This is a genomic window from Flavobacterium chungangense LMG 26729, from assembly GCF_000735715.2.
GTDB lineage: Bacteria > Bacteroidota > Bacteroidia > Flavobacteriales > Flavobacteriaceae > Flavobacterium > Flavobacterium chungangense.
Window position 1 is genome coordinate 206,125 of record NZ_JASY01000007.1, and the last position, 20,914, is coordinate 227,038.

The following is a 20,914-nucleotide window of genomic DNA, read 5'->3' on the forward strand; positions in this document are numbered from 1 at the left end:
CATTTTGCACTTTTTTTACTTCCACTTTTTACCGGATCTTGATTTACATAAGAAAACAAACACAGATACTATTGATACTGAGTTCAAGAGTCTAAATAATTATAACTCTTATTTCTAATAGATACATCTGTAAGTTATATTTCCATGTTTTTGCTTTTACAGGTGCGCAAAGTTACTATAAAAGATAGGTCTCTGCCGAAGCAGGAGTAAAGATTTTCATCTATGGATATATTTGACATCAGATTAAGACTGAAAAATATCCTAATCGTTTAACAACATAAAGCAATTATATAAAAAGAATTAATTATTTGAAATCTTCAATTGGTTATAGGTTGTTTTCTCTAAGATTTCAATTCTTTTGTATGGCGCAATCTATTGGATTCCGTCGCAAATAAGTCAGTGTAATTCATAAGGTTTTGACTTATGTATTGTACCCAATGGACTAAGTGAGTGTATTAGAATTTCTAAACCAATACTATTTTGTGCTTCACTGCATATAAAACCAATCCAATTCGGGTTTTTATTTCTAGTTTATCAAATAAACATTCCCGGTATCCGTCGATTGTTTTTGGACTTAAACACATTTCTGAGGCAATCTCTTTATACGTTTTTTCGGTACAGGCGTGTTTTATAAAAACAATTTCTTTTTCTTTCAGATTGATTTTTTTAGAGTCATCATTGGCTTTTTTTACCAGCATCCCCGAAACTAATTCTGTTAAATAAAAGCCTTTTTCAATAACTGAAATCATGGCTTCCTTAAATATTTCCGGAGAAGTATCTTTTAGTAAGTAACCTTTTGCACCATTCGTAATCATTTTGATGATTATTTCTTCATCATCATTGACAGAAAGTGCGATTACCTTCAAATCAGGTCTGTTTTCTTTAATCCATTTCATGGTGCTAACGCCATCCAAAACCGGCATATTGACATCCAGTAAAATTAAATCGACATCTGCATTTTCATGATCTTGCAGGTAGGAAACGAAGACTTTGCCATTTTCGAATCGGTTAATTACCTCAAAATCCTTAAAACTATTGATTAAAAGTTCCAGTGATTGTGAAAAGAGCTGATGATCATCTACAATAATAATTTTGTTTTTAGGTTTCATTGTTTTGGGTTAAAGGATATTCTAAAATTACGGTCGTTCCTGATGAATTTGATTCCATTATTAAGATTGCTCCAATTAACTTGGCTCTTAATTTCATGTTGTTTAAGCCTAATCCCGAATTTATCTGACTGGTATCGTAGCCAATTCCAAAATCCTTTATTTTTAATCGAAAAACAGTATCAGTTGTATTAATGGCTACTTCAAATAAATCACTGTGAGAATGTTTAAGGCTGTTGTGCAGGGCTTCCTGAAAAATGCGATAAATAAACAAATCATGTTCCTGATCAATCTGGGGAATTTCTCCCGTAACGGTATAATTGTATGGAATGTTTTTTAGTTTTTTTATACGCTCAAGATCTTGTTTTATGGCTTCAATAAAATTGCTGTGCAGTAGATTGTCTTTATTGATGATCCTGGATAAAATCCGAATCTCATCCAGTGATTTGGCTAGTATTTCTTTAAGATCATTAAGCTCATTTACCAGGACAGGTTTCCCATTGTTAAGATACATATTGAGCTGCATAATACCCACAGAAACTATCTGACCTATATTGTCATGGAGTTCTTTACTAATTTCGCTAAGAGTCTGATCTTTAATTTCAATCCTGGTTTTAATTAACTCGGATTGAAAATACAATTCTGATTCCATTTTCTCTACCAGATAATTGTTTTTCTTTTTTAAAAAATAAAAGAATATCACAAGCAAAGTAATCAGTAAAGTTAAAAAAACAATACTTAACGAAATGACTAATAATTGTATTTCTTTTCGCTCCATAAGAATCCAATAATATAGCAGCTGTGGGCCAGGACATTTAAAATAAACACTACTAAGCTAAAAATAGATTCGTCATGTTTGATCAGGAACCAGTTTAAAGCAAGCATAAAGGGCAGGAATGGTACATGAAAAACTAAAATTCCTAATATGTACCAAAAAAAGACTGATTTTTTAAAATTTAATATTTTGTTTGAATTAAAAATTTCGACTAAGTATAAGCAGGATAATATCATAATTAACAGCACGCCAATGGCAAAACTATAGGTATATGACTGGTTAATATCTTCTTTAAAATATAAGATATTCAAAAAAAATGAAAGGATAAACAGTATTAAACTGAAAAGTCCTGTTATTCGATAATTTGTTTTGGACAAAACACTCCTTAAAAGTAAGATAAAAGCACAAAAACTGACCAGCATATAAAAATTAAAAACATAATAATTTAATATGCCTGTCCATGCCGTAAAATAATAACCTATTCTTTCTATTGCGGCAGAAAACCAAATCAAAATTACTAAAAATTTAGCTTTATTCGTAGGAAGTTTGTGCCAGGAAATTAGGCCGATAATTCCGGAAAATAAAGCTAAATAGACAGTATAAAATCTTAAAAATTCAAACATAATCTTCTAGTATGTTTTGCTGGGAGGATTTCCGATACTTCCGTAATTCATTGGTTCAATTCCTGGTATTTCTTCGATACCAATTTGACGAACCAAAGCAAAAGGTTGTATGTCATCAGGTGCAGTTTTTCTGATTTTTGTTCCTGTGGGTGTTAAAAAAATGGTCATCCGGCCTGCTTTTTCTTCATATTTTCTTTCATCTGGATATACACCATAGTAAAAACGGATTCCGTTTACATCATATCCTTTTTTCTTGCCTTTAGCCTTAATATAATGAATATAATTTTCAAGCTCTTCTACAGAAAACCAAACATTATTGGCATCTTCTTTTGTAATGTATTTAGCAATTACCCGGGCGCGGTATTTCATAAAATTTAAATGCAATTCCTTCGCGAATCTTTTTGTAATTAATTGAGTGGGTCTTTCTGGTTCTCTTTCCATGATTTTTTTAATAGTTAGGGGTTAATTAATTGTTATTTAATATTTTAAATGTTTTTGTTTGAGCAAAATTATTTTAAATTCTTACAAAAACAAAGGGGAAAATCACCCTTTTTTTGTAGGGTAAATTTATTTAAAAATTTGGGTTATAACACTGTTTTGTAGGAAAATAAATAAAATCAATTTTACATCGTTCATTTGGTGCACAAAATGGATAGGTGAAATCTGAAAAGCCTAGTTAAAAGAGTAAGAGCTAATTATAATACTAAAGTTATGAGTTTATATCACGAAGTTTTTGCAGGAGAATCATTCAGCGAAGACAATTATTTTGAAGCTGTACGATATGTTTTAGGACCGGAATATGCTAATTTGAATGAAAGTGAATTAGAAGATGTCCTTTTATCAAGAGTAGATCAAATGTCTGAAAGTGAAGCAGAAGGGTTTTGGTCAAGTTTAGGAAATGTAGCCAGCAGTATTGGTTCAGGAGTTTTGCGCGGTGTTTCGGCAGTGGCTCCAATAGTAGGAACTGCTGTTGGTACTTATTTTGGAGCACCTCAAATAGGCGGAGCGGTTGGTGGACTGGTTAGTAATCTGGCAGGAGCAGGAAGTGCTGCATTAGACAACAGTCGTCAGCAACAACGCAGACAAGGACCTCCGCAACAACAGCGAAGACCAGCTAATAATAACAGACGCAGACAAGCACCTTCACCACTGGGGCAAGCGTGGGGAAATACAACCCGCTATTTGGCCGATGCTGGAAGAGCAGCTTTGCCGGCAATCCAGCAATATGTTCAGGATAACCCTGTTCAGTTGCGTCCACAGGCAGCACAGGATATTGCCAGAGTACAAGGTTTGTACAACCAGTTGGGAGGCGTAATTAATAATCCTCAATTTCAGGCAGGACAAGCACAGCAAAGTTTAGGTACTGCAAGTCCAAATGCACCTATTGAAAGCCATTCTTTTGCTGAACTAATTGAGACTGTTAATTATCTAACCGAGAATATTTTATATGAATATTACAACGGAGGACTAATTCCGACAGAAGACTATTATGTAGATCAATATGGACAATTTGTGGGTTCGAATACACCAAACAGAATCAATAGAATTGAAAATTCTATTGCCAGTTTATAAAACTTAAAAGTTATACAAATGGATGCTTATATAGAATATTTGAAAGAACATAATCCCGAGATGGCTAAATATTTTGAGCTTATGCAGCCCCTGATGGAAAAAAAAGAACCGGAAGAGCAAACAGAACCGCCAAAAGTTGATTTGGAACTTGAAGAAAGAATCAAGAAACTTAAAAAAATCAATCAGAAACTTTTTACGATAATCGAGGGATTGAAATTTCAGCTGGAATTTGAGTTAAATCAGAACGATGATTTGGCAAAAGCCATTGGAGCCTGTTCTGAATGTTTCGGCGAAAATGACGATTGCCCGGAATGTTTTGGAATTGGAAAACCGGGTTACAGCACTCCTGATTTTATTCTGTTCAACAAATATATTCAGCCTGCCATCCAAAAATATAACAAACATTATTTCAATAAAAATTAACCATTAATATTTAAAATTATGAATTATTTCGAAAGTTATTTAGATGAAGATTTATTAAATGAAGATTATTTCAACGAAGACCTTTTAGGCGAAGATTTATTAGAAAGCTATGACGAAAGTTATGATGAAGCTGCCAAACGCAGAAGACCTTCAATAAAAGGAATAAGACCAAATGTGAGTTCAGCCGTAAAGCAAAGATCTAATTTTGGAAAAGCACTAAGCGGAAGAGCAAATGATTATGCTACCAAAAGCGAGTTAAAGAAATCATTAGACGCGATTTCAAGCCAGGTAAACGAATTGAAGAAAACCTCTTTGGCAACAAATAAAACATTGGTTGCATTAGATCAAAAACATACAGAACTTGCAAAGTTGGATGCCCGTAAAGGTGAAAATCAAACCAAGGTTTTAAAGAACATGCAAATGATGAGCATGATGGGGGCTTTATTGAATCAGCCAAAACTTAAACCTGAAAATTTAGAGATTATTGAAGTTCTGGATAAAGAAGGGGATGTAGTTTCAAAACATATAGCTGAAAAAAAAGATACAAGTGCTATTTATGTTGATCAGACAATGTCTATGCTTTTACCAATGATGACAACTATGGGAGATTCTGGTTCCGGAAAATCAGACAATATGAACATGATGTTACCAATGGTAATGATTATGTCTCAGCAAAATCAGGGTACTAGCGGCAATAACAATAATACGATGATGCCTCTTGTCATGATGATGATGATGAATAAATAAATGTAAAAAGGGCAATTGACACCCAATTGCCCTTTTATTCTATTAACACTTAAAAATAAAAAAATGAATCCATTTAATATATTAGTCAATTACATAATAGCAAACAGCAGGGCAGCATTTTATAATGTTCCCGGTAATCAGGAAATAACGAATACAGCCTTGTTAACAGGTATGGTTTCTGAAAATCCATTGATGAGCTATTTAATTATCGATAACAAAGCTAAAATAGAAGGAGAGAAGTTTAGTACGCCAGCTACTGTAACAAAAACTCCTGGTACCGGCACTAATCCTGCTACACCAGTACCAGGTACTACTCCGGGGACAAACCCTGCAACGGGTACAGGCACGCCTGCAAATCCGTCAGGAACTTCTACCGAAACTCCAACCGGAACCCCGGCAACACAGACAGAAGTTGTAACATTAGAAGCGGTAAAAAATGAAATTTCAAATAGTAATCAAATTTTAAAAGATGAGATTACTAAAGGTTTAGAAGCCAACAAAGCAGAATTTAATAAGATGATTGCAGAAAAATTAGACACAAAAATTACGTTTTTAGAAAAGAACCATATAGTAATAAATGAATCAATTCTGGAAATCAAAAAGAAACTGGAGGAAATTTCTAAAGTAAATCAGACTCCTGATACTTCTGGAGCTACAAAAGACCAAAAAGGGCTTCCTAAAAATAATCAGAAATGAAAACGGCAGTTGATCACCCTGAAACCGTTGTGTTAGACAGAATTGAGAAAACGACCACTGAAATTCTGAAAAAAATCAATTGTATTCGTCCCGGTTTGTTTTCCAGTAATCTGAAATTTTCAAAAAAAGCCGAGGAAGAAAAAAAATTATTGTTTAAAGAGCTAATCCCAAAAAAGGTTTTTTCAATTGATAAAACAATCGAACTGGTTAGTAAAATAGCAGCTGATACTAATTTTTTGAAACTGCAGCAAATCGATCAGGATTTTATTTCAGGATTAAAAAAAATTGATCTTAAAAATACCCAATATATTAGCGAAATCAACAATTTCATTACTCAGGAAAACGAAATAAATGTAGTTTTCTTCTCTTTGGTCGAAGAAAATCTCTATTTCACGTATCTCAATTCTGAATTGTATGAGATAAAATATAAGTTAGACCAAATTAATCTGCAACCTTAAAAACAAACCAATGGATCCAAGACTCAAAGTTATATTATATGGTAATCCTGACGAAGAACTATCGTTGTTAATGCGTTTGGAAAAAGAAAAAGACTATCCTGATCATTGTAAAATTATTTCAGAATTTGGAGAAATTGTAAGCATCCAAACGCAACGTCGTTATTTATGTTCTATTTACAACAGTAAAAAAGTAAAAAGTCTGAAAGCACCAAGTGTGATTCCTGCAAATGACGATGTTGAGCCTAATCCTGAAACCAGGGTTTTAGATAAAAAAAATGAGGTTTTAAGCGATACTGTCTCGAATGTGGTTTTTGGAATTATTGATTTTGGTTTCGATTTTAGCCATCCCGATTTTATTAATAACGGTAAAACACGCTTTGAAAAAATTTGGGTGCAGTCTGACAGATATGATGGCAATGAATTTGGATATGGAAGGATAATTAGTCAGGCACAGATTAATGAAGCATTATTAGATGAGTTTCCTTTTAAGAAACTTGGTTATCATCCGGGAAAATCCGATTTATTTGGTAATGGAACTCATGGTACGCATGTACTCGGAATTGCCTGTGGAAATGGTGCCGTTGCACCCAAAAGCTTTGCGCCAAATGCCTCGATTATAGCGGTAGATATGGGGACCAATTATGTAAACGGATCTAATTTGTCTTTGGGCGATTCTGTAAAAGGCTGCGATGGTTTATATTTTATTACAAAACAAGCCGGTGAACGGCCGCTTGTAATAAATATGAGTCTGGGAGGTCATGGCGATCATCATTTTGGACTAACCCTGTTTGAACAGGTCATCGACTATATCGTGACGCACAGAAAAGGAACAGCGATTGTACAAAGTACTGGAAATTATCATCAGGCGAATGCGCATACTTATGGTGATATTAAATTGAATCAGAAAGTTAAAATTCCGTGGATGTTCAAAAAGCATGATCGTACACCCAACGAAATGGAAATCTGGTACGACGGTGATGATATTTTAAGTGTCAATATTTATGATGACAATCAAAAAATATTGCTTTCGTCAACACCTTTTAAAGATGAATTAATTGTAAAAGATGATGATGAGGTTGGAATTTGTCTGCACAGATGCAAAGAACCTAATACCGGCAAAAATCAAATCAATATTCTCGTTAATGGAAAACTGAATTCTAAATTCTGGACGATTGAATTAATAGGCAGGACTGTCAACAACGGTCGCTACCATTGCTACATCGAGCGCGATGATGGCGGACAATCTATCTTTTTACCAGCTATTGTAAATAAAACGCATACAACAAACTCGATCTGTAATTCAAAATACAGTATTGTTGTAGGAGCCTACAATCAGAATGATGATGCAAAACCGATCCTGTCTTTTAGCAGTTCCGGACCAACCGCTGATGGGCGAATGAAGCCAGAACTTGTCGCCCCCGGGTTTAAGATAAAATCATCCTGCTCCTCTTCGAGCAGAGAAAACAGAGCGTCAAATAAGCTTACTTCTAAAAGCGGGAGCAGTATGGCAGCACCCTATGTTGCTTCTTTGGTAATGAAAATTCTGGAGAAAGAACCTAACCTGGATATTATTTCAATACGAAAAAAACTTTTTAGCGCCTGTGATACTGCCTCTTTCAAAGATAATAAATTAGAGATTTTTAGAGCCGGACATGGTTACATCAATCCAAACAGAATAACGTAAACCTGAAATACCATGGAAAATTTAATTTCAAATACCCCGGTTATAAATTCTAATCTGCCTGTTGTAGTAACACAAGGTGTCATAAATAACAGTGTTGGATTGAATGGGGTAAACAATCCGTCAGATGTTTCGCTAATTCAGGATTATCTCAAAATATTAGGATATCCCATAACCAATAGCGGAAGTATTACAAACAGTTTAATGGACAATACTGTTATTTCAATTTTGAATTTTCAGACCAACTATAAAATTGTAGTTACCGGTTTGATTAATCCAAATGATGAGACTTATAATGCATTGAAGCAGTTGAGCCTGTCAGGCATATCGCTGGCAGAAGGAGAAGATGAGTCGTTGCATCAGCCGTTTTTGACCAATTCGTTTTTATTTAGGAGAAATGCCGGAAATGCCGATACACTAAATGTGATTTTTGAAGGAGATTCCTGGCTGGATTACCCTGTACCAAGAATTCTTGACTTATACGACACGATTACTGACCAAAATCAAAGACTTAATCTAAATTGTCTGCATTTGGCAAAATTTGGAGAAACAACTTCGCAGATGTATGCTGACAGAACTCATTTTGTACAATATGTTAGTGGTTACCGAATTGACCGGATTTATTTTAGTGGTGGCGGAAATGATGTTTTTCCACAGTTGGGCCGAATATTAAATGCCGGAGTTACTTCTTTTAATTCGAATTTCTTTACTGATCAGGCAAAATTGAGTGAACTTAAAAACCTTCCTTCCGGAGATGTTTTGTATCAAAAATGTATTTTATATAAAAGATATTTAAATACAGCTACTTTTGATAGTGCACTTTTTAATTCAGTCAATCTGGGTTTAATTTTTAATACAATTAAGCAAAATTATCTTGGTTTTGGAAGTATTGTTAACGCACATGCTACTCCCAATACAATATTTTATATGCATACTTATGATTACCCTTTATACAAACTTGGTGTGAGACCTTCAATTATAGGGATTGATTTGCCTTTAGGCCCCTGGATTAAACCGGTTTTTGATCATTTGGGTATTACTGACGAAATTTTGAGAGCCTATATCATTATTCGGTTATTGGATAAGTTTTATTCGTTATTGAGGCAAATCAAAAATAACTTTACCCATCAGGGTTATCGTTTTCAAAGCCGAATCATAGATTATCGCGGACTCTTAAATTCATCCCAGTACTGGCGAGATGAAATTCATCCCAACTCAACAGGAGCAAGGAGATTGTCTACCAGAGTTAATTTTTAAACAAAAACCCGATCACTTCGGGTTTTTTGCTTTTTAGGAAGGCTTTTTAAATATTTTGATTTAAAATTATAGGAATATTTGACTTTTTAAGACTAGTTATTATCTTTACCAGATGAACAAAAAGTTTATAGTTAGTTTAAAAAAAGGTAATGAAGCTGCTTTTAAGGAGGCTTATCTAAAGTATTACGACAAACTGATAAACATTGCCAAACGTTTTAATTTTACAGTTCTTACTCCCCAGGATTTTGTTCAGGAAACTTTTTTGAGGTTGTATAATAAAAGGGAGTTACTTAATGAAGATGTATTGTTTGATAAACAATTGTTCACTATCTGCAAAAACATTATCATCAATCATGTTAACCGTGAAAATAAAATAATTCAGCTTGACCCTTTGCAACTCGAAGTTGAACAAGAGGATACTGATACCGGAATTTTTGAAGAAAGACAGGAAAAACTACAAATTTTCATTAATCAGCTTCCGGAACAGCAGCAAAAAATATTTACGCTACATAAACTGGAAAATCTTAGTTATAAGGAGATTGCAGCAATTACAGACCTTTCTGAAAAGACAATTGCCAATCATATTTATCTCGCCAGTAAATTTATTCGAAAAAAAGTCGAAAACCATTAGGAACTTTTTTGTTCTCGTTTGTTATATATAAAAACGAGAACAAAAATGCATATTGAAGCGTATAAAACGAATGTCAGAACAAAGAAAGACGCAGGTCTGCTTGTAGCCCTTTTACAATTCATCATTTCTGATTGTATTATCAATTTTGATTTCAAAAACCGCGAAAGAATTCTTAGGATCGAAACCAACAGAGAGATTCAGGAAATGGTGTATGGTGTTTTTTCTAAACAAGGATTTTATTGTAAAAAACTTAACCCGTAAAAGGTCATGGATAAAGAAAAACTGGACAAGGAATTTGAAAAATTATGGAATGAAACCCCTCTTTTGCATTCAGACAGTGAAAAAGAAGCTTCGTGGGAAGAATTCCAGTCTAAAACCTTTGATGCTAAAAGACCAAAGTTTAAAATTTGGCGTTATGCAGCAGCGGCAGCGGTTATCATTTTTATGTTGACAGTAACAGGTATTTATTTTAACAGAAGCCCTTTACAGGATGCTTTTTACCTTACTTCAAATACAATTGAAAATAATACTTCAATAATAAAAACGGTAGCCTTGCCGGATAGTTCAAGGGTAGAACTGAGCCCGGATTCTAAAATTGTTTATGCCAATAATTTTGAAACAAACAGAAAGATTATAGTTGAGGGAGAAGCTTATTTTAAAGTTAAAAAAGATAAAAGACATCCTTTTCAGGTTTTTTGCAATGAAACTACAACCACTGTGTTAGGGACTAGTTTTACGGTTCAGGGAAATGTACAAAAAGGAGTGACCGTTGCTCTTTATGAAGGAAGTGTACAAATGAATGTAAAAAACCAGAATAAAAAGTGGATCCTTAAATCGGGAGAAAAATTTATGTATGGAAACAATATTGCTGAGGTAGCCGAATTTAACAGATTTACGGATTTTGAAAATGAAAAACTGAGTGCTGTCAGTAATTATATAATGGAGAACTATGGTTACAAAATGACTATTCCGCAGGAATATGATAATCAGAGAATTACAGTACGAATCAATAAAAAAGAAGATTTAAAAACAATTGTTCAATTAATAGCAGAAATGTATAACCTAAACTTTGAAATAAATGAAAATTTAAAACACATTACTTTTCGATAGAAAAGAAAAGGATGCACTAGCCGCGAAACTAAACATCCTCCTCATAGTCAGGATAGTATAGAACTATCCCATTTAATAATAATTCAAAAATACAAAATTTCATGAAGCATATAATTTCAGCATGCTTTTTTTTATTCAGTCTGTCTATGTTCTCTCAAAATGTAACGGTAACTGTAGATCAAAATATGACATTAAAAGAAGTGTTTACGCAAATTGAGAACCAAACGGATTTTAAATTTGCTTTTACGGATCAGATAAATACAAATCAAAAGTATTTTAATCAAAAAAGCACTTATAAAAATATCGAAATAAAAGCACTTGTCAATGAACTGAATAAGAATACTTTGATTCAGTTTTCTATCGCTGGAAATAATATTTTCGTAAAGCAAAAAAGTGCTAAAGCTGCTACAGCAAAAAAAAAAAACAAGCTAACCGGTCAGGTTTTAGATGAGAACAAAGAGCCTGTTATTGGCGCCAATATTTTTATCAAAGAACTGGAAAGAGGGGGTACGACTGACGCAGACGGAAAGTTTTCAATAGAATTGAATAAAGGGACTTATACAATTATCGTTAGTTATGTTGGTTTTAAAAATGGAGAAAAGCTAATAACAATTTCTGATGATGAAAGAATAAACTTTGTTATGGATGCCGATAGTCAGCAGCTGGAACAGGTAATTATTACCAACAACAAAGCAGTTGATGTGAGAAATACTCAGATGAGTGTTAATAAGCTTACGATGGAAGAGATCAAAAAAATACCATCAGCCATGGGAGAACCAGATCCCTTAAAATCAATATTGACATTGCCGGGAGTTACAAATGCAGGGGAGCTTTCTTCAGGTTTTAATGTTCGTGGAGGTGCTGCTGACCAGAATTTGACTCTTTTAGACGGAGCTCCGGTGTATGGTGACTCTCATATGTTTGGCTTTTTCTCAATTTTTAATGCAGATGTGGTCAACGGACTGGATTTATACAAAGGAGGGATTCCTTCTAAGTTTGGAGGAAGGGTTTCTTCAGTTCTTGATGTGAGTCAGCTAACCGGAGATTTTACAGATTATAAAGTAAATGGAGGAATTGGATTGATATCGAGTCGTTTGTTAGTACAAGGCCCTATCAAAAAAGAAACAAGTTCCTTTGTTGTTGCAGCGCGTACCTCTTACGCTCATTTATTTTTAAAGTTGGCAGATAATAATAATTCGGCTATGTTTTATGATATTAATGCTAAATTAAATTATCGTCTGGGTGCTAACAACACGCTTGCTTTTTCAGTATATTTTGGAAATGATGTTTTTGATATAAGCGACCGTTTTGCCAGTACTTATGGAAATACTATGGGTATCTTAAGCTGGAAGCATAATTTTTCGGATAAATTAAATACCAATTTATCTGTTTTTTACACTGATTATAAATTTAATTTGGGTATTTCAACAGAAAATTTTGAGTGGGACAATACCATAAAAAGCTATGGGTTAAAGTATAACTGGAGTCAAACTATATCTGAAAAACTAAAACTTAACTACGGAATAGACGGTCAATATTTTGATTTTAACCCGGGGACAGTACAGCCAACAAGCTCAGATTCGCAATTCAATTACAAACAGCTGGATAAAAAATATGCTTTAGAATCGTCTGCTTACCTTGATTTCGAACATCAGATTACAGAGAAGCTGAATCTTCGTTACGGACTTCGTTATAGTATGTTTTACCGTTTAGGAAGCGAGAATATTAGTACTTATGAAAATGGGCAGGCAGTTGCGTATAATCCGATATATAATATTTATGAAGAAGGAACTCCAACAGGAAGTATCTCATATAAAAGTGGAGAAACAATAAGTAAGTTCAATAATTTAGAACCGCGTGCTGCATTATCATATGCTTTTGATGATAATAATTCAGTAAAAGCAAGTTACAACAGAATGGCACAATATATTCATATTTTATCCAATACGCAGTCGCCATTACCCATGAATATCTGGACTCCGAGTGGGCCTTTTACAAAGCCACAGCTTCTGGATCAATATGCAATAGGGTATTTTAAGAATTTTAAGGATGCTGAATATTCTTTTGAAGGAGAATTATTTTATAAAAATATCCAAAACCGTATTGATTATATAGATGGGGCAGATATACTGGCAAATAATAATATAGAACAGGTTATTTTGAATGGTAAAGCCAGATCTTACGGTATGGAATTATTATTTAGAAAAAACACAGGTGATTTCACAGGATGGGTTTCTTATACCTTATCAAGAGCTGAGCAAAAAACTCCCGGAAGAACTCCCGAAGAACCTGGAATTGCAAACGGTGATTGGTATTTATCAGGATATGATAAACTCCATAATTTGAATATTGTGGGCAGTTATCTCTACAATCCAAAATGGTCTTTTAATGCTAATTTTTCATTACAGTCAGGTCAGCCTGTAACGTATGCAAATGGCTATTATGAATTTGGAGGAATCAATATCCCTAATTTTTCACTCAGGAATGAAAATAGGCTGCCACTTTATCATCACTTAGATTTGGCTGCGACTTATACGCCCAAACCCGATAAAAAGAAAGGATGGCAAAGCTATTGGGTATTTAGCATTTATAATATCTACAACAGAAAAAATGCCGCTTCAATGACGTTTGCAACTAATGAAGATACAGGAGCGAATGAGACCAGAAGACTATCCATTTTTGGAATAGTACCTGGTGTCTCTTATAATTTTAAATTTTAATAATATGCAAAGAATAGAAAAGTATACTTTTAAAAGTAAAGCATTGGCTTTATTAAGCCTTCTTTTTGTACTGTTTTTTTCATCTTGTGAAGATGTAGTAAATCTTGATTTAGAAACAGGTGAAACAAAAATAGTTATAGATGCAGAGATTATTTGGAAAAAAGGAACAACAGGTAATGAACAGACTATAAAAATCAGTAAAACAGCTCCTTATTACAATAATACTACACCAAAAGTTTCGGGAGCACAGGTTAGGATTGAAAACAGTAATGGTGATATATTTACTTTTAATGAAACCGAACCTGGATTTTATGTATGTACAAACTTTGTACCTGTTATCAATATGAATTACACACTTTATGTAACAGCCGAAGGGCAGACTTTTACAGCTGCTGAAAAGCTGACTTCTGTAACACCAATTGATAAGGTAGAACAAAAAATTGTTCCGGATTTTGGTGGTAAGGATGTAATAGAGCTTACTTTTTATTATAAAGATCCGGCAAATGAGACCAATTATTATCTTACTGATTATCAAAGTGAATTTCTGATTTTTCCTGAATATGAGTTGACAGATGATGAATTAATTAATGGTAATCAAATCAGTACACGATTTTCGGACGAAGATAAAATGAAACCCGGCAATACGGTTAATATTACACATCGCGGTATTTCTAAAAATTTTTATAATTATATGAAGTTAATTTTAGAAATATATGGTGGAAATCCTTTCTCTGTTCCTCCCGGTAATATCAGAGGTAATATTATTAATACAACTAATTCCAATAATTTTGCTTTTGGTTACTTCAGACTTTGTGAAGCAGATAAAGTTTCCTATTTGGTGAAATAAGATTTTTATTTCTATTGTATTTGGCATTAAATATTTTAAACAATTAGATTTAATCCTTTCCGATTATCGTAAACCGATTTAAATTTGATTCTTAAAGCTTATGTTTTTTATATATCTGTACAATAAAAACAATTTGATTTAAAACGACGCCCCTCTAAATTATCAATTTAGAGGGGCGTATTATAATATATTTTACCTTAATTATGTAAAATCTGTTCTATTGTATATCCTGATGCAGAAGACCCAGCTATAAAAACAGTATATACTTTTCCTGAAGCAAAATTTGTAGGCTGCAGCGTTGCCAGATTTTCAGTTCCGCCGTTTCCACGAACCTGAATACTTAATGAGCCTGCATTAATCTCAGAGTAATTACTTTGACTGTAGCGTGTAATATTTAAAGCAAGGTTGTTGCCCTGTCCATCAATAAAATCAATATTTGAGGGAGCTCCACTACTTAAATGAATAAATTTTACTTTGGCTTTTCCACTAGAGGGAGCACTAATATTATCTTCATAAAGCCTTACCTCAGAATCTGATCTTGATTCTCCGGTCAGGTATACCGTATATCTTTTATCATCATCCAGATCAAGTTCTTCGGTAGCATACAAATTATTATCATCTTCATCTCTGAACTGGCTTACCAAGTTGTTTCCTGAAGCTACATCATGATAAGATACAGAATGATCTAAATATTCCAGATCACTAATGTAAGGGATATTGGCCATGACAAATCTTTGCGAGCCTGAGTTGGGAGCAGCATTAACTACTTTAAGACGTGCAGAACCAAAGGGATCTATATCATTATTGTCACAAGAAGATAAAGATAGCAGTGCTATTATTACTAAGGCTTTTACAGAAATCATTTTAAAGATTGTTTTCATAATTTTAATTTTGGGTTTTACTTCGTTTTTCATCTTTTGCTTATATTTTACCTTAAATCATTTTATTTGGTTTTAATAAGATATTATACTGCGAAAGTAAGAGAGCAATTTCTTATAAAGCTTAAAAAATGAAGTCAAACGGACAATTTTGCGGGTGAACCGTTATAGAAATTATACGTGAGGATTTTGATTAAAGGAAACGAAGAAAATGATACATTAGAAGTATTGAGGTTGCTTAAGTTTTAGCTTTATGCCTCCTCCTTGAGTGTTTGAGTATTTATTTTAAAGGAAAACTCAAAAGTTGATTTATAAGCGAATGCTTTTGCTAAGATCAGTTTCCTAGCCATGCTAATACCTTTGACCTTTTTTCCCTACTGACAAAAATATCTTTGTGAAAAGGTAATGAAAGGTTGATTTTTAGCTTTCTCGGAAAATAATCTGTTACATCTGCTATTGCATTACGGTTTACAAGGACTTGTCTGTTCATTCTGAAGAAAAATCGGTTGGTTCTCTTTTCCATATCTTCAAGGCTTTCAGTCAGGGTGTAACTTTTTCCATTATGTGCGAGCATAACCGTTGTTTCGGCTTCGACATAAAACAAAGCAATTTTATCTAAGGAAAAAGGAAGGAGTCGATCTCTGTATTTTACCAGTATAGAGGTGCTAACAGGCTGCTTTAGATTTGAAATTATCTCCATTGCTTTCTGATATTGTTCAGCAATCTGACCGCTCATTAATTGCTGCATGCTGTGAAATTTAGCCAGGGCGACTTTTAATTCGGCTGCACTAAAAGGCTTCAGAATATACTCGATTCCATTGGATTTAAAAGCATCAAGTGCATATTCATTAAAAGCAGTACAAAAAATTACAGGAACATTAAGAGGTACAGTTTTTATAATTTCAAAACTCAGACCGTCTCCTAACTGAATATCGCTAAAGATAAGATCAGGCTGCGGATTTGTTCTGAAGTAAACAATTGCTTCTTTTACAGATCCCAATAAGGCTACGATTTCAATCTCGTCACTACAGTTTTTCAGACTGGATGCCAGATCTTCTGCTACCAGTGATTCATCTTCAATAATTATGATTTTCATCGGTATTTATTTTAAAGCTTACAGAAAAAGTAACGCCGTCATTGTTGATTATAATTTCATTTCCAGAACAGATGAAGCAGCGCTCAGCCAGATTTGCCAGTCCACTTTTTAAAGATGTTTCACCGGATTCCTTTAGGTTCATTGTATTAGATACTGATATATATTGCTCTTTTTGCTCAATTTTAATTTTTAATGGCTGTTGTTTTGTAAACCTATTGTGCTTGATAGCATTTTCTGCCAAGGGCTGAAGAGAAAAAGTAGGAACACTGAATTTGAGCATATTGGGATCATTAATTTTGATGTTCCATTCTAATGCTTCGCCAAAACGTATTTTCTGCATTTCAAGATAGTTTTGACAAAAATCCAGTTCTTCCCGCAAAGTTGTAACCATACTGTCATTGAGTGTAACGGCAGCTCTTAGAAAACCGGCCAGCTGTATAAGATAATGCTCTCCAAGCGCGAGATCTTTTTTGTATAGCGCTTTTAGTGTATTGAGCGAATTAAATAAAAAATGTGGATGTATCTGCTGTTTTAGAAGTAGATTCTCAGCTTCTGCAGTACGAAGCTGTAATTTTGAATTTTCAAGTTCAGTTTGTGTTTTAGCTAATCTTAAAATGGCAAAATCCTGCAGTAAAAGTACGAGAAAAGCAATAAAAAAAGCTTCCATTAAAAAGGTCATAATAAGTTCAATATCGTAAAAACTCCAGACAATATTAGCCATGTAAGCGAAAAACGGCCATAATAACATTTGAAGTATTATGGATGTACAAAAACTTGTTCCATAACGCCAAATCCTGAATTTAATAATATCATTTGGAAATTTTACGGCACAGAATTCCAAAATGGCGGAGAGTGAAAATGTTACTGTAAAAATGTAAAAAACGCTTTTTAAGGTCATGAACAATATGAGAATAGCCGAATTCTTAAAAATGAACAGAAAAAATAACGCAATCAACGATATTAAAACCGTCAAAAAAATGTTCATTTTATAAATTTCCCTCAATATTAAAGGAGAGAAAGATTTTGCGATATTATTCATTACTGTTGTAAGTGTGGATTTATTCTGTTTTTGTATTCTAATGGAGGAAAAGTACAAAAAATAGCAATACTGCTCTTATAATTTTGATTAACAAATAATACCGCCTGCAACAGGTGGTACTATTTGTCTTTTAGCTATAAAATGAAATTAATTTGCTTTAAAAAATGTAAAAAAGACTGACTTGTGACATATGATTTTGAAAATCAGTTTTTACAGTGGTTGATTTCATTTTGCTTACATCAGTCAATCCCATGTAGTATCTGGCCCCAATACCTAAACCATTCGAAAATTGATACCCAATTCCGCCAACCATACCGGCATCAATTTTTTCTGCGAAATCATCATTGGTTATTTCTTTAAAATCTTCAGAAGCTAAAATTCCTACTTGAGGACCTGCTTCAAAATATAACCCGAAGTCTGTTTTATATTTTACGACAATTGGCACTGAGATATAAGATAGTTTCAGGTCTTTGTCATCAGAGAATTCGCTTTTTAACTTTGCACCTTGTGTAGAGTATAAAAACTCTTCCTGTACTGACCAGTTTTTATTAATATCAAAGGCTATAATCGCTCCGGCATGAAATCCGGGAAGACCTTCTGTGTCAAAATCAGCATTGTAAAAATCACTGTAATTTCCACCAGCTTTAAGACCAAAATGCAGCCTGTCGAAAAAACTTTGGCTAAAAGAACTTGTGGATACCAGAACAATGCAGAGCAAAAATAAATTTTTCATGATTTACTATTTTAAATGTTATCAGGCAACATGCCTTTTTAATTTGATAGTACAAACGTAAAAGTCATTAGTGAGAGAACACCAAAAAAAATAGTTCAAACGGACAAAATTTAAGGGGAAACGGTCTTGTTTATTTAAGAGTAGTGATATCTTTTCCTAAAAGCTTAAAAAACCGTATTATACAGCAGGCTATAAAAATGGTATAAGTACAGTGCGGAAAAATTTTAAAACTGATAGAACATAAAGAGAGAGCATAGTGATTAGAGATTTCAATAAAAAAGGATATAAGTTCTAATTTTTTAAATGATGTTTTACGGTCAGGGAATTGTAATAAATTTATTGGGTTAACTTTCTTATTTATTGAGTTAATATGATTTTTTGAATAACGTAAATTAGTATAAATCCAAAAATAACTACAATTTACAAAAAGAATGCACTTTAAATACGTATTAATTTTCGTTGCTTTGTTTTCAATCAAGGCAAACGCTCAAATTTTAGAACCCGGAAAAGATTTTCGCGCAGCAGATTCACTTTTAAAAGAACCTGGTTTCTCTGTTCACAGAGATAATTATTTTTTAACAGGAGTACCAATAAATGCTGATATTGACCGCAACTCCGCTGATGTAAAATATCAGGTTAGCTTTAAATTACGATTGAATTCAAAACCTTTGTGGGGTGGTTTCTTTCCTTATTTAATGTACACTCAAAAAGCTTTTTGGGATATTTACGCAACTTCAAAACCATTTTCAGAAATCAATTTTAATCCGGGTTTGGCCATTGTTCGTCCATTTTACTTAAAAGGAGGAAGGCTTACCTATGGGGCAATCTCATTAGAACATGAATCAAACGGCAGGGATTCTATTTATTCCAGAACATGGAATATGCTGGCTTTTTCTTTAAAATCTCAGGTTTCGCCAAGATGGATAGTTGGCATTAGAGGATGGTTTCCTCTTGTTGATAAGGAAGATAATCCTGGACTAACTAAGTATGTAGGTTATGGTGAAGCAAGCGCAACCTACCAGCTACAACCGGGACGATGGAGTGCAGACATACTTTTTAGAAAAGGAAGCGGCCTTATCAATTACGGATCCCTGCAGACACAGGTAAACTGGAGACCCTACAAAGATGAGAATTATTACCTCACACTCCAGTGGTTTGTAGGATATACGGAAAGTTTAATTGATTACCGAGAACATAAAAGTATGGTGCGTTTAGGATTTACGATTAAACCTGAGAATATGGGCATTTTTTAAATTTTGTTTATATTTACCTAAACACAGTAATCTTCATTATGAAAGTAAAATCACCATTAACTACAGTTACAAATTTGTTTTTTTTTCTGGTCTCTTTTTTTTGGATTTCTTCTTCCATAGCTCAAAATGAAGTGTATACATCTGAAACTACAATTGCCGATAGTACTTTTGTTAATTTAAAAGAGTACAGTAAAGATTTTATCTACGATATGAAATATGCAACCGAGGATAATTTTTTAAAAGCCAAAGTTTATGATTGTGCCGAATGTTTTTTGCGTTTAAAAACAGTAAAGGCTTTGATAGCAGCTAATAAAGAGTTTATGAACAAAGGCTATAGAATAAAACTGTATGACTGTTACAGACCTTTGTCTATTCAAAAAAAAATGTGGGAAATTGTTTCCAATCCTGAATATGTAGCAGATCCAAAAAAAGGCTCCATTCATAATAGAGGTGGAGCCGTTGATATTTCTATAGTTGATGCCGGAGGTAAGGAAGTTGACATGGGAACTCCCTTTGATTTCTTTGGAATTCAGGCGAGTCATAATTATACTAAACTTTCAAAAAAAGTAATTTCTAATAGAAAATTCCTTAGAAAAATAATGGCTAAAAATGGCTTTAATTCTTTTGATTCAGAATGGTGGCATTATAATTTAAAAACAGGTTTGAAAGACAAGGTTTCCAGTCAAAAATGGAATTGCGATTAATTATTCAACACATCTGATGTTTTCCATAAAATAAGTATCCGGATGATATACTTTTCCGTTCATTTCAGAAGTTAATTCACTTCGTACAATATAATCCTGAGTGTCGGTTAAATATTTGATTCTCATAATGGTAACAGGTGATTTTTTTAATTCTTCATAATTATCTTTCATAAACACAAAAATTCCTGAATTTATTCTGTTGTTAAACTCTTTATCACGAATAAGTGTTCCGCAGTTTTCCTGATTAATGTGCAATAGGGTTACAATTTTGCCATTTTGCAATTGTAAAAATACTTTCGAGTTTTTGTCAAAACAATCCGCTTTTATAAAGTCTTTGCTTTTTTGAATTAATTGAAGATTTAATGTTGGCAAGGCATCAGTTTTTGCCAAAGAAAAAAAGATATAATTTGATGTTCCGCCAAAGTTTTTTTCACTGATTAAATACTCATTTGTAACTTTATATGTACCAATTGAATCCGTTACATTCGTAGCATATTCACAAGGTTTTTGGGCAAATGTGGAGAAAGTTAGCAGAAAAAAAGTTAGTGTAATTAAGTGTTTCATT

22 protein-coding genes are annotated in these 20,914 nt (G+C 33.4%); 14 read left to right on the top strand and 8 right to left on the bottom strand.

The window, feature by feature from the left end; all coding sequences use genetic code 11:
- Positions 1-464 precede the first annotated feature (464 nt).
- The 3 genes from JE46_RS13560 to JE46_RS13575 form a co-directional block, all read right to left on the bottom strand.
- Positions 465-1,109, bottom strand: coding sequence for a response regulator transcription factor (locus tag JE46_RS13560; RefSeq protein ID WP_031455833.1), 645 nt, complete (start codon positions 1,107-1,109; stop codon positions 465-467).
- Positions 1,099-1,758 carry a sensor histidine kinase gene (locus tag JE46_RS13565; RefSeq protein WP_236010699.1) on the bottom strand — a complete coding sequence of 220 codons (660 nt, stop codon included), beginning with the start codon at positions 1,756-1,758 and terminating at the stop codon, positions 1,099-1,101. Before JE46_RS13565 ends, JE46_RS13560 begins: the two co-directional genes overlap by 11 nt.
- 752 nt (positions 1,759-2,510) lie before the next feature.
- A complete protein-coding gene (locus tag JE46_RS13575) occupies positions 2,511-2,945 on the bottom strand; it encodes a hypothetical protein (RefSeq protein WP_031455836.1) in 435 nt (144 codons plus the stop codon).
- A 270-nt stretch (positions 2,946-3,215) separates the two neighbouring features.
- Between JE46_RS13575 and JE46_RS13580 the strand changes: the two genes are divergently transcribed.
- From JE46_RS13580 to JE46_RS13635, 12 genes are all read left to right on the top strand, one after another.
- On the top strand, positions 3,216-4,076 hold the full coding sequence (locus tag JE46_RS13580; RefSeq protein ID WP_031455837.1) for a hypothetical protein: 861 nt from the start codon (positions 3,216-3,218) through the stop codon (positions 4,074-4,076).
- An 18-nt stretch (positions 4,077-4,094) separates the two neighbouring features.
- Complete coding sequence (locus JE46_RS13585; RefSeq protein WP_031455838.1) at positions 4,095-4,499, top strand: hypothetical protein; 405 nt, start codon at positions 4,095-4,097, stop codon at positions 4,497-4,499.
- 18 nt (positions 4,500-4,517) lie between these two features.
- Complete coding sequence (locus JE46_RS13590) at positions 4,518-5,246, top strand: hypothetical protein (RefSeq protein ID WP_031455839.1); 729 nt, start codon at positions 4,518-4,520, stop codon at positions 5,244-5,246.
- Between the two features lie 63 nt (positions 5,247-5,309).
- Positions 5,310-5,942 (top strand): hypothetical protein, encoded by a 633-nt coding sequence (locus JE46_RS13595; protein ID WP_031455840.1) that lies wholly within the window; start codon positions 5,310-5,312, stop codon positions 5,940-5,942.
- Positions 5,939-6,400: a hypothetical protein gene (locus tag JE46_RS13600; protein WP_031455841.1), complete on the top strand. Its 462-nt coding sequence runs from the start codon at positions 5,939-5,941 to the stop codon at positions 6,398-6,400. The genes JE46_RS13595 and JE46_RS13600 overlap by 4 nt, the downstream gene beginning before the upstream one ends.
- A 10-nt stretch (positions 6,401-6,410) precedes the next feature.
- Positions 6,411-8,084: a S8 family serine peptidase gene (locus JE46_RS13605; RefSeq protein ID WP_031455842.1), complete on the top strand. Its 1,674-nt coding sequence runs from the start codon at positions 6,411-6,413 to the stop codon at positions 8,082-8,084.
- Between the two features lie 12 nt (positions 8,085-8,096).
- Complete coding sequence (locus JE46_RS13610) at positions 8,097-9,338, top strand: peptidoglycan-binding domain-containing protein (RefSeq protein ID WP_031455843.1); 1,242 nt, start codon at positions 8,097-8,099, stop codon at positions 9,336-9,338.
- Between the two features lie 112 nt (positions 9,339-9,450).
- Entirely contained in the window at positions 9,451-9,969 is a 519-nt protein-coding gene (locus tag JE46_RS13615) for an RNA polymerase sigma factor (protein WP_031455844.1), read from the top strand.
- A 45-nt stretch (positions 9,970-10,014) separates the two neighbouring features.
- On the top strand, positions 10,015-10,230 hold the full coding sequence (locus JE46_RS13620) for a hypothetical protein (RefSeq protein WP_031455845.1): 216 nt from the start codon (positions 10,015-10,017) through the stop codon (positions 10,228-10,230).
- Between the two features lie 6 nt (positions 10,231-10,236).
- Entirely contained in the window at positions 10,237-11,079 is an 843-nt protein-coding gene (locus JE46_RS13625) for a FecR family protein (protein WP_031455846.1), read from the top strand.
- Positions 11,080-11,180: 101 nt separating this feature from the next.
- Positions 11,181-13,799 (top strand): TonB-dependent receptor, encoded by a 2,619-nt coding sequence (locus JE46_RS13630; RefSeq protein WP_031455847.1) that lies wholly within the window; start codon positions 11,181-11,183, stop codon positions 13,797-13,799.
- A gap of 4 nt (positions 13,800-13,803) precedes the next feature.
- Positions 13,804-14,646 carry a DUF4249 domain-containing protein gene (locus JE46_RS13635; RefSeq protein WP_031455848.1) on the top strand — a complete coding sequence of 281 codons (843 nt, stop codon included), beginning with the start codon at positions 13,804-13,806 and terminating at the stop codon, positions 14,644-14,646.
- A gap of 197 nt (positions 14,647-14,843) precedes the next feature.
- On the opposite strand, the gene JE46_RS13640 is transcribed toward JE46_RS13635, so the two are convergent.
- The 4 genes from JE46_RS13640 to JE46_RS13655 form a co-directional block, all read right to left on the bottom strand.
- Positions 14,844-15,527, bottom strand: a complete 684-nt coding sequence (locus JE46_RS13640) for a DUF4397 domain-containing protein (protein ID WP_167343440.1) — start codon at positions 15,525-15,527, stop codon at positions 14,844-14,846.
- 331 nt (positions 15,528-15,858) lie between these two features.
- Complete coding sequence (locus JE46_RS13645) at positions 15,859-16,620, bottom strand: LytR/AlgR family response regulator transcription factor (RefSeq protein ID WP_031455850.1); 762 nt, start codon at positions 16,618-16,620, stop codon at positions 15,859-15,861.
- On the bottom strand, positions 16,601-17,518 hold the full coding sequence (locus tag JE46_RS13650; protein WP_051872885.1) for a sensor histidine kinase: 918 nt from the start codon (positions 17,516-17,518) through the stop codon (positions 16,601-16,603). The genes JE46_RS13645 and JE46_RS13650 overlap by 20 nt, the downstream gene beginning before the upstream one ends.
- A 298-nt stretch (positions 17,519-17,816) precedes the next feature.
- Positions 17,817-18,392 (bottom strand): porin family protein, encoded by a 576-nt coding sequence (locus tag JE46_RS13655; RefSeq protein WP_035136587.1) that lies wholly within the window; start codon positions 18,390-18,392, stop codon positions 17,817-17,819.
- Positions 18,393-18,823: 431 nt separating this feature from the next.
- Between JE46_RS13655 and JE46_RS13660 the strand changes: the two genes are divergently transcribed.
- Positions 18,824-19,645, top strand: a complete 822-nt coding sequence (locus tag JE46_RS13660; protein WP_031455853.1) for a phospholipase A — start codon at positions 18,824-18,826, stop codon at positions 19,643-19,645.
- Between the two features lie 38 nt (positions 19,646-19,683).
- A complete protein-coding gene (locus JE46_RS13665) occupies positions 19,684-20,349 on the top strand; it encodes a M15 family metallopeptidase (protein WP_031455854.1) in 666 nt (221 codons plus the stop codon).
- Here JE46_RS13665 and JE46_RS13670 read toward each other — a convergent pair whose 3' ends face one another.
- The gene (locus tag JE46_RS13670; RefSeq protein WP_031455855.1) at positions 20,350-20,913 is read right to left on the bottom strand and encodes a hypothetical protein; all 564 of its coding nucleotides are present in this window, start codon (positions 20,911-20,913) and stop codon (positions 20,350-20,352) included. It abuts the gene before it with no gap.
- Position 20,914 lies beyond the last annotated feature (1 nt).

What these genes read in the sequence shown, in the direction of transcription:
- JE46_RS13600 (WP_031455841.1), top strand. Translation starts at nt 5,939, where the DNA reads ATGAAAACGGCAGTTGATCACCCTGAAACCGTTGTGTTAGACAGAATT.
- JE46_RS13605 (WP_031455842.1), top strand. Translation starts at nt 6,411, where the DNA reads ATGGATCCAAGACTCAAAGTTATATTATATGGTAATCCTGACGAAGAA.
- JE46_RS13585 (WP_031455838.1), top strand. Translation starts at nt 4,095, where the DNA reads ATGGATGCTTATATAGAATATTTGAAAGAACATAATCCCGAGATGGCT.
- JE46_RS13670 (WP_031455855.1), bottom strand. Translation starts at nt 20,913, where the DNA reads ATGAAACACTTAATTACACTAACTTTTTTTCTGCTAACTTTCTCCACA.
- JE46_RS13565 (WP_236010699.1), bottom strand. Translation starts at nt 1,758, where the DNA reads ATGGAATCAGAATTGTATTTTCAATCCGAGTTAATTAAAACCAGGATT.
- JE46_RS13650 (WP_051872885.1), bottom strand. Translation starts at nt 17,518, where the DNA reads ATGACCTTAAAAAGCGTTTTTTACATTTTTACAGTAACATTTTCACTC.
- JE46_RS13665 (WP_031455854.1), top strand. Translation starts at nt 19,684, where the DNA reads ATGAAAGTAAAATCACCATTAACTACAGTTACAAATTTGTTTTTTTTT.
- JE46_RS13645 (WP_031455850.1), bottom strand. Translation starts at nt 16,620, where the DNA reads ATGAAAATCATAATTATTGAAGATGAATCACTGGTAGCAGAAGATCTG.
- JE46_RS13615 (WP_031455844.1), top strand. Translation starts at nt 9,451, where the DNA reads ATGAACAAAAAGTTTATAGTTAGTTTAAAAAAAGGTAATGAAGCTGCT.
- JE46_RS13590 (WP_031455839.1), top strand. Translation starts at nt 4,518, where the DNA reads ATGAATTATTTCGAAAGTTATTTAGATGAAGATTTATTAAATGAAGAT.
- JE46_RS13610 (WP_031455843.1), top strand. Translation starts at nt 8,097, where the DNA reads ATGGAAAATTTAATTTCAAATACCCCGGTTATAAATTCTAATCTGCCT.
- JE46_RS13625 (WP_031455846.1), top strand. Translation starts at nt 10,237, where the DNA reads ATGGATAAAGAAAAACTGGACAAGGAATTTGAAAAATTATGGAATGAA.
- JE46_RS13620 (WP_031455845.1), top strand. Translation starts at nt 10,015, where the DNA reads ATGCATATTGAAGCGTATAAAACGAATGTCAGAACAAAGAAAGACGCA.
- JE46_RS13630 (WP_031455847.1), top strand. Translation starts at nt 11,181, where the DNA reads ATGAAGCATATAATTTCAGCATGCTTTTTTTTATTCAGTCTGTCTATG.
- JE46_RS13655 (WP_035136587.1), bottom strand. Translation starts at nt 18,392, where the DNA reads ATGAAAAATTTATTTTTGCTCTGCATTGTTCTGGTATCCACAAGTTCT.
- JE46_RS13635 (WP_031455848.1), top strand. Translation starts at nt 13,804, where the DNA reads ATGCAAAGAATAGAAAAGTATACTTTTAAAAGTAAAGCATTGGCTTTA.
- JE46_RS13575 (WP_031455836.1), bottom strand. Translation starts at nt 2,945, where the DNA reads ATGGAAAGAGAACCAGAAAGACCCACTCAATTAATTACAAAAAGATTC.
- JE46_RS13640 (WP_167343440.1), bottom strand. Translation starts at nt 15,527, where the DNA reads ATGAAAACAATCTTTAAAATGATTTCTGTAAAAGCCTTAGTAATAATA.
- JE46_RS13580 (WP_031455837.1), top strand. Translation starts at nt 3,216, where the DNA reads ATGAGTTTATATCACGAAGTTTTTGCAGGAGAATCATTCAGCGAAGAC.
- JE46_RS13660 (WP_031455853.1), top strand. Translation starts at nt 18,824, where the DNA reads ATGCACTTTAAATACGTATTAATTTTCGTTGCTTTGTTTTCAATCAAG.
- JE46_RS13560 (WP_031455833.1), bottom strand. Translation starts at nt 1,109, where the DNA reads ATGAAACCTAAAAACAAAATTATTATTGTAGATGATCATCAGCTCTTT.
- JE46_RS13595 (WP_031455840.1), top strand. Translation starts at nt 5,310, where the DNA reads ATGAATCCATTTAATATATTAGTCAATTACATAATAGCAAACAGCAGG.